General features: G+C 71.2%; 14 protein-coding genes and 1 pseudogene. 2 read left to right on the forward strand and 13 right to left on the reverse strand.

The genetic code is table 11. The annotated features are described in order from the left end of the window. The 13 genes from EV657_RS22550 to EV657_RS15650 form a co-directional block, all read right to left on the reverse strand. Positions 1–3,078: an AAA family ATPase gene (locus EV657_RS22550; RefSeq protein WP_134078764.1), complete on the reverse strand. Its 3,078-nt coding sequence runs from the start codon at positions 3,076–3,078 to the stop codon at positions 1–3. Then, positions 3,075–4,217 carry an exonuclease SbcCD subunit D gene (locus EV657_RS15600; RefSeq protein WP_134078765.1) on the reverse strand — a complete coding sequence of 381 codons (1,143 nt, stop codon included), beginning with the start codon at positions 4,215–4,217 and terminating at the stop codon, positions 3,075–3,077. Before EV657_RS15600 ends, EV657_RS22550 begins: the two co-directional genes overlap by 4 nt. A 73-nt stretch (positions 4,218–4,290) precedes the next feature. Further along, positions 4,291–4,467 (reverse strand): hypothetical protein, encoded by a 177-nt coding sequence (locus tag EV657_RS21645; RefSeq protein WP_158272341.1) that lies wholly within the window; start codon positions 4,465–4,467, stop codon positions 4,291–4,293. A gap of 81 nt (positions 4,468–4,548) precedes the next feature. Further along, a complete protein-coding gene (locus EV657_RS15605; RefSeq protein ID WP_134078767.1) occupies positions 4,549–5,466 on the reverse strand; it encodes a PHP domain-containing protein in 918 nt (305 codons plus the stop codon). Next, complete coding sequence (locus EV657_RS15610; RefSeq protein WP_113670702.1) at positions 5,463–6,266, reverse strand: ABC transporter permease; 804 nt, start codon at positions 6,264–6,266, stop codon at positions 5,463–5,465. Before EV657_RS15610 ends, EV657_RS15605 begins: the two co-directional genes overlap by 4 nt. After that, positions 6,263–7,312, reverse strand: a complete 1,050-nt coding sequence (locus tag EV657_RS15615; protein WP_134078769.1) for an ABC transporter permease — start codon at positions 7,310–7,312, stop codon at positions 6,263–6,265. The genes EV657_RS15610 and EV657_RS15615 overlap by 4 nt, the downstream gene beginning before the upstream one ends. Beyond that, positions 7,299–8,402 carry an ABC transporter ATP-binding protein gene (locus EV657_RS15620; RefSeq protein WP_425057261.1) on the reverse strand — a complete coding sequence of 368 codons (1,104 nt, stop codon included), beginning with the start codon at positions 8,400–8,402 and terminating at the stop codon, positions 7,299–7,301. Before EV657_RS15620 ends, EV657_RS15615 begins: the two co-directional genes overlap by 14 nt. Positions 8,403–8,461: 59 nt before the next feature. Next, the gene (locus EV657_RS15625) at positions 8,462–9,592 is read right to left on the reverse strand and encodes an extracellular solute-binding protein (RefSeq protein ID WP_207802488.1); all 1,131 of its coding nucleotides are present in this window, start codon (positions 9,590–9,592) and stop codon (positions 8,462–8,464) included. A gap of 197 nt (positions 9,593–9,789) precedes the next feature. Beyond that, positions 9,790–10,203 carry a hypothetical protein gene (locus tag EV657_RS15630; RefSeq protein WP_165828186.1) on the reverse strand — a complete coding sequence of 138 codons (414 nt, stop codon included), beginning with the start codon at positions 10,201–10,203 and terminating at the stop codon, positions 9,790–9,792. Further along, a complete protein-coding gene (locus EV657_RS15635) occupies positions 10,203–10,535 on the reverse strand; it encodes a hypothetical protein (RefSeq protein ID WP_134078771.1) in 333 nt (110 codons plus the stop codon). Before EV657_RS15635 ends, EV657_RS15630 begins: the two co-directional genes overlap by 1 nt. Next, entirely contained in the window at positions 10,532–11,092 is a 561-nt protein-coding gene (locus EV657_RS15640) for an RNA polymerase sigma factor (RefSeq protein ID WP_134078773.1), read from the reverse strand. The genes EV657_RS15635 and EV657_RS15640 overlap by 4 nt, the downstream gene beginning before the upstream one ends. Before the next feature lie 56 nt (positions 11,093–11,148). Beyond that, positions 11,149–11,454, reverse strand: a complete 306-nt coding sequence (locus EV657_RS15645) for a hypothetical protein (RefSeq protein ID WP_075786706.1) — start codon at positions 11,452–11,454, stop codon at positions 11,149–11,151. A 29-nt stretch (positions 11,455–11,483) separates the two neighbouring features. Next, positions 11,484–11,873: an EF-hand domain-containing protein gene (locus EV657_RS15650; protein WP_134078774.1), complete on the reverse strand. Its 390-nt coding sequence runs from the start codon at positions 11,871–11,873 to the stop codon at positions 11,484–11,486. A 312-nt stretch (positions 11,874–12,185) separates the two neighbouring features. On the opposite strand from EV657_RS15650, the pseudogene EV657_RS15655 reads away from it, so the two are divergent. Continuing rightward, a pseudogene (locus EV657_RS15655) lies at positions 12,186–12,362 on the forward strand (IS481 family transposase); the annotation flags it as partial. Between the two features lie 64 nt (positions 12,363–12,426). Next, positions 12,427–13,647 carry a lytic murein transglycosylase gene (locus EV657_RS15660; RefSeq protein ID WP_134078776.1) on the forward strand — a complete coding sequence of 407 codons (1,221 nt, stop codon included), beginning with the start codon at positions 12,427–12,429 and terminating at the stop codon, positions 13,645–13,647. Positions 13,648–13,700: the final 53 nt, after the last annotated feature.

The raw sequence follows: 13,700 nt of genomic DNA on the forward strand, positions 1-13,700 counted from the left end.
TCATACCGGTCCGCGCGTCTCGATCCGGCTGCCGGCAGGGTCCTTGCGCACATAGAACCCGTTCGGGATCGCCTCCTGGACCAGCGGCACATGCGAGATCAGGCCGACCGCGCGGGTGCGCCCGACCAGCGCGCCCAAGGCCTGCAGCACCCGGTCGAGCGTTCCGGCACCATTTTCGGTATCGAGACTGCCGAAGCCCTCGTCGATGAAGATCGTGTCAAGCCGGACTTTTCCGCTGGCGGTTTCCACCACATCGGCCAGCCCCAGCGCCAGCGCCAGCGCAGCGATGAAGGTCTCGCCGCCCGAGAGCGTCGCGGTCGGCCGCGCCTTGCCGGTAAAGAGATCGAAGATCTGCAACCCCAGACCGCGTCGCCCGCGCCCGCCGCCTTCGGTCTCGCGTTCCAGCCGGTAGCGCCCGGCGCTCATCGGCACCAGCCGCCGGTTGGCCGCGGCCAGCACACGGTCGAACATCGCACCGATGGCATGGGTCTCGAGGTCGAGCCCCTGCGGATTGCGCCCGTCGAACAGCGCGGCCAGCGACCGAAGCGGCCCGGAAGCGGTCTCTTCCGCCTCGAGCCGTCGCAGCGTTTCAGCCAGATCGCCCCGAAGCGCGGCCAGATGATCGCGGGCATGTCCTGCCCCGGACCGCCGCTCGGTCGCCGCCGACAGCCGCGCCTCGCCCGCCTCCAGCGCCGCGCGCAACGCTTCCAGATCCGGCCGGTCGCGGCCCGCGATCGCCTCTGCCGTGGCGCGGGCCCGTTCTTCTGCGACCGCCAGTGCGCGGCCATGGGCCTCGACCGCCGCTCGGTCTTCATCGAGCCGGGCGATGGCGGGCTTCAGCTCCGCCAGATCCGCCGCCGACAACCCGGTTTCGGCCAGCCGCCCGGCAAAGGCCTGCCGCGCGGCCTCGTGCCGGGCCCGCGCCTCGGCCATCGCGCGCACCGCCGCTTCATGCGCAGCCCGCGCCGCCAACACCGCCTCGCGGCTGTCGGCTGCCGCCTGAACCGCCGAGGCGCGGGCCGCCTCGCGCGCCGCCAGTGCCGCTTTCCGGGCCCCGAGCGCCGCGCTCAGCGCCGGTTCGCTGCGAAGCGCCTGGGGGACCGGCGCCAGCATCGCCTCGATCCGCGCGGATTCGCGCAGCGCCACCGCCTCGCGCTCGGCGATGGCGTCGCGGCACCGGTCGCGCGCGGTTTCGGCCGCCGCCACCGCCGCATCGAGCCGCGCCAGAAGGCCCTCGGCCACGGCGATTTCGGTCTCGGCCCCAAGCGCGGCAAGTCCCTCATGGGTCGCCCTGATCCGATCCTTCAGGGTGGCCGCATCGGTCCGGGGCCGGTCGAGCCCCGCCAGCCGTTCCTGCCGGTCGGCCAGCACACCGCGTTCCGAGGCCAGCGTGCGCTCGGCCTCGCGCAGCACCCGGTCGGCCTCGTCCCAGGCGGCGCGCACGGCCTTCAGCACCGCCTCGGGTCCGGACGGATCGCCCGCGCCGGCCGCAGCGGGCGCCGGATGGTCGATCGCGCCGCAAACCGGACAGGGCGCGCCGGGCCGCAAGCCGGCCGCAAGCTGCACCGCCTGAGCCTGTGCCAGACGGCGCTCGGCACCGGTCAGGTCGTCGCGCGCGGCCCGGGCCCGGCGCGCCGCCGCCTCCTGCGCCGCCGCCAGCCGGGCCACGGCCTCGGTCGAGTCGGCCACGTCGCGCTGCGCCGCCTCGACCGCACGCGCGGCTTTCATCTCGGCCTCGAGCGCCTGCAACCGGGCGGTCAGAAGCTCGCGATTGGCCGATGTCTGCCGCGCCGCCTGCACCGCCTCGGCCGCCTTGCCGCGTTGCGCCATGCGCTGGGTCAGGGCGCCCTGCGCGGCGACAAGCTCGCCCCGCGCCGCCTCGGCCAGTGCGCGCGCCTCCTGCGCCCGGCGCTGCAGACCGGCCGCAGCGGCCTGCGTCTCGGCATGGCGGGCCAGCGTTTCTACCTCGCGGCGGAGCGTCTCGGTCTCGGGCGCCCGGGCGGCTTCGGCCTCGGCCCGAACGGCGGCGCGCTTCGCGGCGGCTTCGGCAACCTCAAGCCGCGCTTCTGCGGCATCCATCCGCGCGGCCGCCGCCTGCGTCTCTCGCGCAGCCTCGGCCACCCGCGCCTCGATATCGACCAGCAGCCGCGCGCGGTCGGCGCGGCGGACCTGCGCGGCCAGCTCGGCCATCGCGGGCCCGGCCTCGCGTATCCCGGCCAGAGCCTGGTCTGCCGCCGCCGCCGCCAGAAACCGCGCCTCGGTCTGTTCTGCCGTGCTCAGCCCCGCACGTGCCGCCACCGCCTCGCGCGCTGCCGCCGCCTCGGCGGTCCGGGCCTCGGCCAGCCGCGCCTCGGCCGCGGCAAGACCGGTCTCGAGCGCCTGCATCCCGTCGAAACCCTCGGCCGCAAGCCGTCCCTCGCAGACCGCGCGCGCCTCGCGAAGGGTGCGCTCCAGCATTTCGGCCTCGGCCTTCATCGCCTGCGCCAGCCGCCGGTAGAGCGACACATCGAAAAGCTCGCGCAGGATCTCCAGCCGCTCGCGGGTGCGCGCGGCAAGGAAGGTCTCGAACCGGCCCTGGGGCAGCAGCACGATCTGGCGGAACTGCCCGGGCCCATAGCCCAGAAGCCCGGTCACCGCCGCCGCGACCGCGCCCACCTTCTTTTCGGCCAGCACCTTGCCGCGCCCCTCGGGTCCGATCCGGTCGAGCGCGAGCCCCGTCGCGTCGAAAAGATAGGCCTCGTGCGGGTCGCGGGTTTCGCCGCTGCCGCGGGTCTTGGGGCGCGCCTGGTCGGGACGGCGCAGGAGCACATAGCGCCGCTCGCCCAGATCGAAGACGAATTCGACCTCGGTCGGCATGTCGGGATCGGCATGATCGGCCCTCAGCGAGGGCGCGTCCTGTTCGGCCCGCGCCGCCTCGCCGAACAGCGCGAAGGTCATCGCGCTGAAGATCGTCGACTTGCCCGACCCGGTCTGGCCGTAGATCCCGAACAGCCCCGCCGCCACGGCGGCCCGGAAATCGACCACCTCGCGGCCGGGAAACGGACCGAAGGCCTGCAGGGTCAGGCGAACCGGCCTCATGCCCCCTCCTCGCGGCCACGCAGCCCGTCGAGCGTCGCGACGATGGCCGCCAGTTCGGCCGCGTCCGGCCCCTCGCCGCGCAGCTGGGTCAGGAAATCGCCGATCACCGCCAGCGGATCGTCAAGCGCCACGGGCGCCCCGCCCAGCGCCTTGACCTCGGGCGCCTGCATCTCGCGGGCATAGGCCAGATCGCAGGCATTGGGAAAGACCGCGCGCAGCCGCCGCATCGCGTCGATCACCGGCGCCTCGTCGGTCAGGACGACGCGCAGGAAATCCTCCGTGGGCGGCAGGTGCAAAAGATCGGCATGGCGCCCCTCGATCACCCGGACGCCCCGGATCGGCCGGAACGGGATTGGCGCAATCCGGACCTCTCCGGCGCCGCCGATCTCGACCAGGCTCATGGATTTCTCTTCGCCCGCCTCGTCGAACCCGAAGGCCAGCGGCGCCCCGGCATAGCGGATCCCGGCGCGGCCCGCCGATTGCGGGCGGTGAAGATGGCCCAGCGCCACGTACTGGGCGCCATCGAAAAGCTCGGCCCCGACCGTCTCGACACCGCCGATCCGTGCCAGCGGCCGTTCCGCATCGCTGACCGCAGCCCCGGCGACGGTGCCATGCGCGACGATGACCCAGCGCGCGCCCTCGGGCAGCGCAGCCCGGGCGGCGGCGATCTGGGCGCGCATCACATCCTCGGGCGAGGCGAGGCTTTCGTCGCCGAAAGCCTCGCGCGCGGCATATTCCCAGGCGAAGGGCAGCGCCGAGATCGCCACAGCGCCATGCGCATCCTCGAGGATCAGCGGCGGTTCCTCGGCCGCGACCGTGCCCCGGATCAGCGCGCGCGCGGTGTCGGTCATCACTGACATCGCCTCGATCCGGTCGCCGGAATCGTGATTTCCCGCGATCATCACCACCGCCGCGCCGGTTTCGGCCCGGATCCGGGCCAGGAAGGCGTTGAACTGGCGCACCGCGCTGGCGGACGGGGCCGCGCGGTCGAAGACATCGCCCGCGATCACCAGCGCGTCTACCTCATGGGCCGCCACCGCCGCCGCGATCTGGTCCAGCACGGCGTCATGGTCGGGCTCCAGCGAAATGCCGTTGAACTGGCGTCCAAGATGCAGGTCGGCGGTGTGGAGAAGTCGCATGCCGGCAATCCGTTCCGCCAATCGGGACAGAAGTCTAGGTGTAGAAGCGAAGGCCGGTCAAGCGGGCGCCAGCTCAGCGCATGAAGCGCGCGGCCTCGATCCAGTCGACCATGGCCATGTCGATCTGGCGCAGGATCTCGGCGGCGCGGTCGGGCTCGTTGCGGTTTTCCAGCGCGTCCAGCGCCATATGCAACGCCCGGTGCATCTGTTGCACCCCGTCGATCGCCTCGCGGCTGGCCACAGGTTTCATGCCCGCTCCTGTCTTGTCTCCGGTCCCGAAGGGCAGAGATGGACCGGAACCCCGGTCCGAGGCAAGGCCGGAGGCAAGGGTTCAGCGCCAGATCGGGTTCGACCAGGCCCGCCGCCCCGCCGCGTCGATCGCCGTCACCCGCAGCCAGGGCGAACCGGCGCACCGCCCAAGCGGCACCCGCGCCCGGGTCATCGCGGCCCCGTGGCAGGCCACCGCAGCCGAGCCCCGGCCCTGGACGATCACCGTCGAGACCGCCGAGCATGCCACCTCGACCGCCGCGCCATCCAGCGCGACCCCGCGCAGCTCGGGCCCCTGGGTCGCATAGAACCGCCCGGCCTTCAGCGCGGCCAGAAGCGGCTCGGGCGCGTTCTCTTCGGCCTTGACCATGACCCAGCCGCCGAAATGGTCGGGCTCGGTGAAATGCGCGTCGTCGGTGGCGATCAGGCTCAGCCGCCGGCCCTCGGTCAGCAGCAGATCGGCGATGCCGAAGCCGTCGGCCCGGTCGCTGCCGACGGCGCAGCCGTGATTGTAGACCTCGACCGCATGGGCGGCCTCGATCCCGCGTGCATCGGCCAGCGTCAGCCCCGACCATTGCGGGTGGGCGATGGCCACGAATGCCCCGGCCGCGGCGGCCCGGGCGGCGATGGCGGCGCCGGTTTCCTGACCCTCGGCAGGGGCGAAATCGGGCGCGTGGCCCGGCGCGAAATCGGCGGGCAGCCCCACGGCCAGGATATGCCAGAGCTCGCCATTGGCCATCGCACCCGAATGCAGTTCGGCCCCCAGAAGGGTGGTGAAGCCTGCGCCCCGGAACGGACGGGTGTCGGCCACCGGATATCCGTAGAGCCCGATGAAATGATCGGTCAGCGCAATGAAATCGTAGCCTTGCGCGGCATAGCGGCGACAGACCTCGGCGGGCGGCAGCACCCCGTCCGAAAGCGTGGAATGGGTGTGCAGGTTGCCGCGAAAGAACCGCCCGGGCGCGGTGAAGGCATCGGTCATGTCGCTTGCTCCGCCGCGCGCCGCTCGTGCGCCTTCAGCGCCGCCCAGGCCAGCGCGAAGGCGACGGTGGCCAGAATGAACAGGATCCCCAGCGCATTGATCGCGGGCGAGAGCCCGAAGCGCATGCGCGAGCCGATCTCGGTCACCAGGGTGTGTTCGCCGCCGATGGCGAACATGGTGGTGTTGTAGTTCTCGAAGCTCTGCAGGAAGGCGATGACGGCGGCGGTCAGGATCGTCGGGCGCAGGAACGGCAGGGTGATCCGGCGAAACGCCTGGAAGGGCGTCGCCCCAAGATCAAGCGCCGCCTCTTCCAGCGCCCCGTCCTGACGTTGCAGCCGGGCCATGAACATCAGCATGGTATAGGAGGCGATGAAGGTGGTCTGGGCAAGGATCGCGGTGAACAGCCCGGCCGAGACGTCGAGCCCGCGCCAGAAGATCACGGTCGAGATCCCCAGGATGATGCCGGGCGTCAGGAGCGGCGAGACCATAGCGGTGTAAAGCACCCCCGCCGCCCGGCTGCCGAGCCGCCCCAGCAGCAGCGCCCCGGCCAGCCCCATCGGCAAAGCCAGCGCGATCACCGCGCCGGCGATCAGCACCGAATTGGCCAGACCCGACCACATCCGTCGGTCCTGCCAGAGCTCGGTGAACCAGTGCAGGGTAAAGCCCTTCCAGACCGTGACCGAGGGCGGCGAATAGTCGTTGAAGCCCGCCGCCACCATGATCGCGAGCGGCAGGAACATGTAGAGGAAGAAGACCCCCATATAGATCCGCAGAAGAAGGCCGCTGCCGGTTCGCGTCATTTCGCGATGTCCCTCAGCCGGACCTTCAGCAGGCGCATCATCAGGAAGACGAAGCCGGTGCAGACCGCCAGCAGGCTGACCGCATAGGCCGCGCCCACGTTCCAGTCGGACGCCTGGAAGAAGCGGTTGTAGACAAGCTGCGCGAACCAGGGCGCCGCGGTGCCGCGGGTCATGATATAGGGCACCGAATAGGACCCGGCCGACAGCATGAAGGTCATGATGCAGCCGACCGCGATGCCGGGCCGCGCATGGGGCAGCACGATGCGGCGGTGGATCTGCCAGGTCTTCGCGCCCAGGTCGCGCGCCGCCTCGATCTGGTTCATGTCCAGCGTTTCCAGCACGTTATAAAGCGGGAAGACCATGAACAGGATATAGGCATAGACCATCGCCACGAAGACGCCCGACCCGCTTTCGAGAAACGGCACCGGGCCGATTCCCAGCAGCCCCAGCGCCGCGTTGAGCGGCCCGCCATAATTCAGGATCATCTGCCAGGCAAAGACCCTGAGCAACTCGTTGATGGCATAGGGGATGACGAGGGCCAGCATGATCAGCGCAGCCCGGCGCGGCGGTTCCAGCTTGGCGATGGCGAAGGCGATCGGATAGCAGACCGCGAAGGCGATGGCCGTGACCGCCAGCGCGGCCAGGATCGTCTTGGCGAAGATCCGCAGATGCGCCTGGCCCATCTGGGCGTAGTTCGTCAGGGTCCAGGTCCTGACCGGGGTGCTTTCCCGGGTCTCCAGATCGGCGATCTCTGCCGCAACGGCCGCGCGCTCGGCGTCGATCTGCGCGAGCTTCGCGTCGGTCGCGGACGGCGTGCTGAGCGTCCGTGCCGCCGCGCGATCGAGCGCCAGCATGTCGAGCCGGTTGTAAAGCCGGTCGATCTGCACCGACAGCTCGTCCGCGCCCGCCGGGCGGTCCATCTTCCACAGCGACTGCTCGATCATGATGACCTGCGGCGCGGCGATCAGGCCCAGCACCCAGATCCCGGTCAAAAGCACGATCAGCGCCGCCAGCGGCGCGCCGAAGCTGCGCCTAAGCCGCGTCATCGGCGGTCTCGCCTGCGGGCAGGATCACGCCCGCGCGGTCGGCAAAGCCCAGCCGCAGCGGGCCGGCGGGCAGGCCGCCCGACCCCGAATTGACCCGCTGCACCGTCAGCCGCCCGGCACCCGTCTCGACGATCAGGGTCGAGAAGGCGCCTTCCATGTCGCGGCGCACCAGACCGCCCTCCAGCACATTGGCGGCGGCCTCGCCCGGGGCCAGCAGATGCAGCCGCTCGGGGCGCAGGAACAGCACCGCCTCGGCGCCCGGCGCCAGCCCGCCCGGGTTGGGCGCAAGAAAGCTGCCGCCTGCGGTGGCGATCCGGGCGCGGCCTTCGGCAACGCTTTCGATCCGTCCGGGCAGGCGGTTCATCTCGCCGACGAAGGTCGCGACGAAGGCGGTGGCGGGGCGGTCGTAGACGTCGTCGGCGCTGCCCACCTGCACGATCCGGCCCCGGTTCATCACCGCGACCCGGTCGGACATGGTCAGCGCCTCGCCCTGATCGTGGGTGATGTAGACGAAGGTGATGCCGGTCGTCTCCTGCAGCTGTTTCAGCTCGGCACGCATATGCTGGCGCAGCTTGAGATCGAGCGCCGAGAGCGGCTCGTCGAGCAGAAGCACCGCCGGTTCGACCGCCAGCGCCCGGGCGATGGCGACCCGCTGGCGCTGTCCGCCCGACAGCTCGGAGGGCAGCTTGTCGCCCTGCCCGCCCAGCGCGACCATGTCCAGCAGTTCGAAGGCCCGGGCGCGGCGACGGGCCGTCTTCCAGCCGCGCATCTCGAGCCCGAAGGCCACGTTTTCCCAGACCGTCATCAGCGGAAACAGCGCGAGGTTCTGAAAGATCAGCGCGGTCGGCCGGTCGGACGGCCCGATCCCCGCCATCGGCTGTCCGCCGATCCGAACCTCGCCCTCGGACGGGTCGAGAAAGCCCGACAGAAGCCGCAGGATCGTGGTCTTGCCGCAGCCCGACGGCCCGAGGATCGAGAAGAACTCGCCCGCCTCGATGGTCAGGTCGGTGGGATGGACGGCCTGAAAGGTGCCGAAACGCACCGCAGCGCCCGAAAGCGCGATGTCCATGCCGCTGGGGGTCGGGGTCATGCAGGGTCGGTCCGCGTGAAAGGGCGCGGGAGGATCGCCCCCCGCGCCTGGCCTGTGGATCAGGCGTTGGTCAGCTTTTCGACATATTCCTCGCGCACCGCCGAGAACCACGGCGTGAACATCGGCCACCACCAGAGATTGTCGATGGCATCGCCCGGATAGGCATAGGCGAAGGCTTCCTTGTTGGCATCGCTCAGATGCTCGGCGGCGCCCATGGCGGCCGAGTTGTAGCCGGTGGCATTCGCGAACATGCCGCCCACTTCGGGCGTCAGCAGGAAGTTGAGGAATTCATAGGCCTGCTCGACGTTCTCGGCGCCCGACGGGATCGCGGCGGTGTCCATCCAGGCCAGCGCACCTTCCTTCGGCGCGCCATAGCGCCATTTCGGATCGGTATCGGTATGCAGCTTGATGCCGGTCGTGTCCCAGGTCTGGCCGATGGTGCAGCCGCCATCGGTGAAGGCCGAGGTCGCCTCGGTCGCGTTGTTCCAGAACGCGCCGATATTGCTTTTGTGCGCCTTCACGAACTCGATGCAGGCATCGAAGATGCGGCGATTGTCGGCCTCGGTCTTGTAGACGTCCATGCCGCGGTTCGAGGGCAGCTCGCCGATGGCGTCGAGGTAGATCGCAAGGCTCGTCAGCACCGATTTCTGCCGCATCGCCACCTTGCCCGCCAGCCCGTCGGCCCAGAGATGGCCATAGGACAGCTCGCCCGGCGCGATGTCGAGGGCGCTCGAATCCCAGGTGATGCCCTCGGTGCCCCAGTCGAAGGGCACCAGATAGCGCTTGCCGCGATGGGCCGCGCCCAGTTCCAGCGAGGACCGCCACAACGCGGGCTGGATGCGTTCGACCTTCAGCCGGCTTTCGTCGATCTCGGCCAGCAGGCCGCCCTCGTCATAGTTCGGGCGGGTGTCGATCGACGGAAACAGGATGTCGAAGCCCTTGCCGCCCGCGGCGCGCAGCTTCGAGGCGGCTTCTTCGTTCGAACCGTAGGTCGAGACGTTGACCTTGATGCCGGTGGCGTCGGTGAAGGCGGCCGGGATCTCGCCGTTCTGGAAGTAGTCGCCCCAGGCAAAGACATTGACCTCGCCCGACGAGGCCAGCGCGCGGCGCGCGATCAGGGGCGCTGCCAGCGCGGCGGCGCCGGTCGCCAGAACGGCGCGGCGCGAGAGAGGAAGAACCGTCGATTTCATGTCGTATCTCCTGACAGGTCGCGGAAGGCGGCCGCGCAACCCGCGGCCGGTTGCGACGCCGTTAACCGCTGCATGTGACAGGCATATGTCGTCCGGCCCGGGACGGCTGCGGCACCGGAACGCGGCAAGTGCGCTCCGGCACCGCCTTCTTCGCCCCTGGCGTGCGGCGCGGCGGAGGGGGGACCGCCGCGCCGCGCTCAGTTCAGGGGCGCGCCGGATGCCCGCGCGCCAAGCGCGTCGAGCACCGTTTCCTGGGTCAGATCGAGCAGCGCATTGAGGTCGCGGCGAAAGCCGCGCATCGCCTCTTCGGTCGCGGCGCGGTCGAAGGGCTCGGCCGCGCCCCGCGCCACGACCTCGGCCCGCGCCGCCACCGCCGCCGCAAGCGCCGGGTCGATCCGGTCGCGCCGCGCCTCCAGCGCGCGGCGCAGGTCGCGGCGGATCTCGGCCGGGAAGACCACGCTTTGCGCAGCCGCGGCCTCGCCCAGCAGTGCCGTCTTGACCCGCTGCAGTTTCAGCGCCCCACCCAGCGCCACGGCATTGCCCAGAAGCGACAGCGCCAGTACCGCGACCAGCGCGACCCGTCCGGCGGACATGCCCCGAACTCTTGCCATCAGAACCCTCCGATCCCGGCCGAAAGATCGCCGAGCAGCGCCCAGAGGATCAGCTCTTCGCCGCTGGCCCCGGGCAGCAGCGCATATCCCAGAGCTGCCGCCGCCAGCAACAGCCCGCCGAAGCCCGCCGCCCAGGGCAGCGGCTCGGACAGCACCTCGCCCGCGCCCGGCCCCCGGGCCGGGGGCTCGGCCAGCCGGCTCAGCACCGCGCGCGACAGCTCGGCGGTGTCCTCGTCCTCCGGCCGGGCCAGAAGCCGGGCCAGATCGCTGTCGAACCGGGCAGGGTCCGGGCGGGCCGGTTCGGCCTCGGGGCGTTCGGGATTGCGGGTCATCTGTGGTCCTCCCTGTCGACTGTCGCCCGCAACGCGGCGCGGGCCCGTACCAGAAGCTGTTCGGCCGCCCCGGCGCTGATGCCGAGCGTCCGCGCGATTTCGGCGGTGCCGAGCTCCCCCGCGGCACGCAGCAGGATGGCCTGGCGCTGGCGCGCGGGCAGCGCCCGGATCGCGGCCCGAACCCGGGCCAGACGCTGGCGCGCCGCGACCGTGGCCTCGGCGCCCGGTGCCTCGTCCTCGGGTTCGGCGACGGCGTCGATCCCGACGAACCGCCGGAACCGGCCGCGCCGGTTGCGGTCGATGCAGATCCGCAGCGCGATCCGGTACAGCCAGGCCGCGACGCTGCCCCGGCCCGGATCGTACAGCCCGGCGCGGTGCCAGGCCCGCAGGAACACCTCCTGGGTCACGTCTTCCGCCTCCGATCCGACCGTCAGCGCCTGCGCGGCATAGCGCCGGAGCCCCGGTCCGAACAGCGTCACCAGCCGGGCCAGCGCGCCGCGCTCGCCCCGGGCCAGCGCCGCCATCAGCGCCTCTGCCTCGTCCTGCCGCGGGTCCATGCCCGGCTGCCACCGGCCCCCGATGCGGCGGATCGCGCCGCACCGGAACGCCACCCCTACCGCGACACGGTCACGGTGCGGGACTGGCCGCGGGTCTGACCGTTCGGCCCGGTCCGATCGACCGTGGTGGTCGAGCTTCCAGGCTCGGAGGTCCGGAACCGGGTCTTCGAGCCGGTCTGTCCGTTCGCCCCGGTCGCGGTTGTGGTTGTTTCGCAATTGGCCGCGCCATTGCCGCGCAGACAGGTGCGGTCCTTGCTGAGGGTAGCGCCATTGGCGCCCGTCACAGTGACGCTTTGGCCAAGCGCGGGCAGCGCCACGCCAAGCGGCAGGGTCAGGGCAAGAACAAGGGTCAGGGATCGCATGGGATGTCTCCTTTCCGGTCAGTCGGGGATCAACCGCGGCCGCGCGACAGCGCCCGGGTCAGGCGGGCCAGTTCGTCGCCGGACAGCACGCCGTCGCCATTGCGGTCGAGCTTGCCGAAGGCGCGACCGGCGGCCACGAACTCGGCCTCGGTGACAACGCCGTCGCCATTGGTGTCGCGGCTCATCGCCCGGCCGCCGTCGCCACGGCCCTTGTCCGCGCCAGACAGCTCGGCCGCGTCGAGCCGGCCATCGCCATTGCCGTCAAGCCGGGCAAAAGCCTCTTTCTGCAGCGTTTCGAACTCGGTACGCGACAGGGCGCCATCGCCGTTCCGGTCGTAAGCGGCCAGCAGATCGGATTGCGCCAGGGCCGGGGCGGCAAGGCCTGCGGCACAGACCGCCGCCAGGGTCAGGGATCGCATCGGGGTCTCCTTCGATTGCGTCGATACCTTCCAATACGCAGGCCGCGCGCCCTTCCTACGCGCCGGCCCGGTTTTTTCCGAAGGTCGGCTCCCGGACCGGCACTCGGCGGGCTCTCGCCCGGCAGGCCCGGTCCCGGCCAACCCCAACTATCCCTGGAGTTCGGAGGATCGGAAAACAGTCCGGGGGGACTGTTTTTCCCGGGCGGCGGACAGGTCGAACGGATGCACCGCACGATCAGGGAGGGTGAAGCGGATCAGGCGAGGCGCCAGTGGCGCGTCTTCCCGCTGAACGTCAATCGGGACCATCACGACAGCCACGACCAGCTCCGCCCCCACCTCGCGGACTTGATGGCAGCTTACAACTTCGCGCGCCGCCTCAAGACCATCGACGGGCTCACGCCCTGCGAATACATCTGCAGGATCCGGACATCAGAGCCGGACAGATTCATCTTGAACCCGATCCACGAGATGCCGGGACCGAACATCTAGGCGCGGCCCTGCGGCCCGGCTATCCAGAGGCAAACAGGAACGCACCGCGCGGGAGGCCCGGACCATGACCATCGCAAGACGCCCGTTTTTGCTGGGCCTCGCCGCCATGGCCCTTTCGGCCTGCAATGTTGGCCCCGGCCCCGGAACGGCGCCCCGCGCGGTCGCCAATCCCGCCTTCGACGCCTGGCGCCGCAGCTTTCGGCCGCGGGCGGCGGCGGCGGGCATTTCAGCGGCCACGCTCGACCGGGCGCTGGGTCGCGCGGGCTTTCTGCCCGAGGTGATCGAGAAGGACCGCAACCAGACCGAATTCACCCGCAGCCTCGAGGATTACCTGGCCATCGCCGCCTCGGACGAGCGGGTCGCGACCGGCCGGGCCATGCTGGCCCGCCATGCCCGACGTCTTGCCGCGATCGAGGCGCGCTATGGCGTCGAGGCGCCGGTGGTGGCCGCGATCTGGGGGCTCGAAAGCCGCTATGGCGCGCGGCGCGGCGACATTCCCGTGGTCTCGGCGCTGGCGACGCTGGCCTTCGACGGGCGCCGGGGCCGGTTCTTCGAGGGGCAGCTGATCGCCGCGCTGAAGATCCTCGACCGGGGCGACATCACCCCCGCCCGGATGACCGGCAGCTGGGCGGGCGCGATGGGTCACACGCAGTTCATCCCGACCTCGTATCTGGCCTATGCGGTCGATTTCGACGGCGACGGGCGGCGCGACATCTGGTCGGAGGACCCGACCGACGCGCTGGCCTCGACCGCCGCCTATCTGCAGCGGTCGGGCTGGCACCACGGCCAGCCCTGGGGGACCGAGGTGCGCCTGCCCGAAACGCTCGACCTGGCCCGGACCGGGCGTGGGCGGACGCAGGAGGCCAGCGCCTGGTCGGCCCTGGGCGTGACGCGGGCTGATGGCCGACCGCTGCCCCGCGCGGGCGCCACCGCGATCCTGGCCCCGGCCGGGCGGCAAGGTCCGGCCTTTGCGCTGTTTCCCAATTTCGAGGTGATCCTGCGCTACAACAACGCGGTCACTTACGGCATCGGCATCGGCCATCTGTCCGACCGGCTGGCGGGCGGCCCGCCTCTGTCGAAAGCCTTCCCGCCCGATGCGACCGGCATGACGCTGGAAGACCGCAAGGATCTGCAACGGCGCCTGACCGCCGCCGGGTTCGACACCGAAGGCACCGACGGGGTGATCGGCCCGAAGACCGAGGAGGCGATCCGGAGCTACCAGGCGCGCCAAGGGCTGCCGGTCAGCGGCATCCCCTCGCCCGCGCTTCTGGCGCGGCTCCGCTAGACGCGGAAACGCCCGGCCAGAGGGCCGGGCGCCTCACCGTCGCGCCGGAACAC

The organism is Rhodovulum visakhapatnamense, assembly GCF_004365965.1.
In the GTDB taxonomy this organism is placed as follows: Bacteria; Pseudomonadota; Alphaproteobacteria; order Rhodobacterales; family Rhodobacteraceae; genus Rhodovulum; species Rhodovulum visakhapatnamense.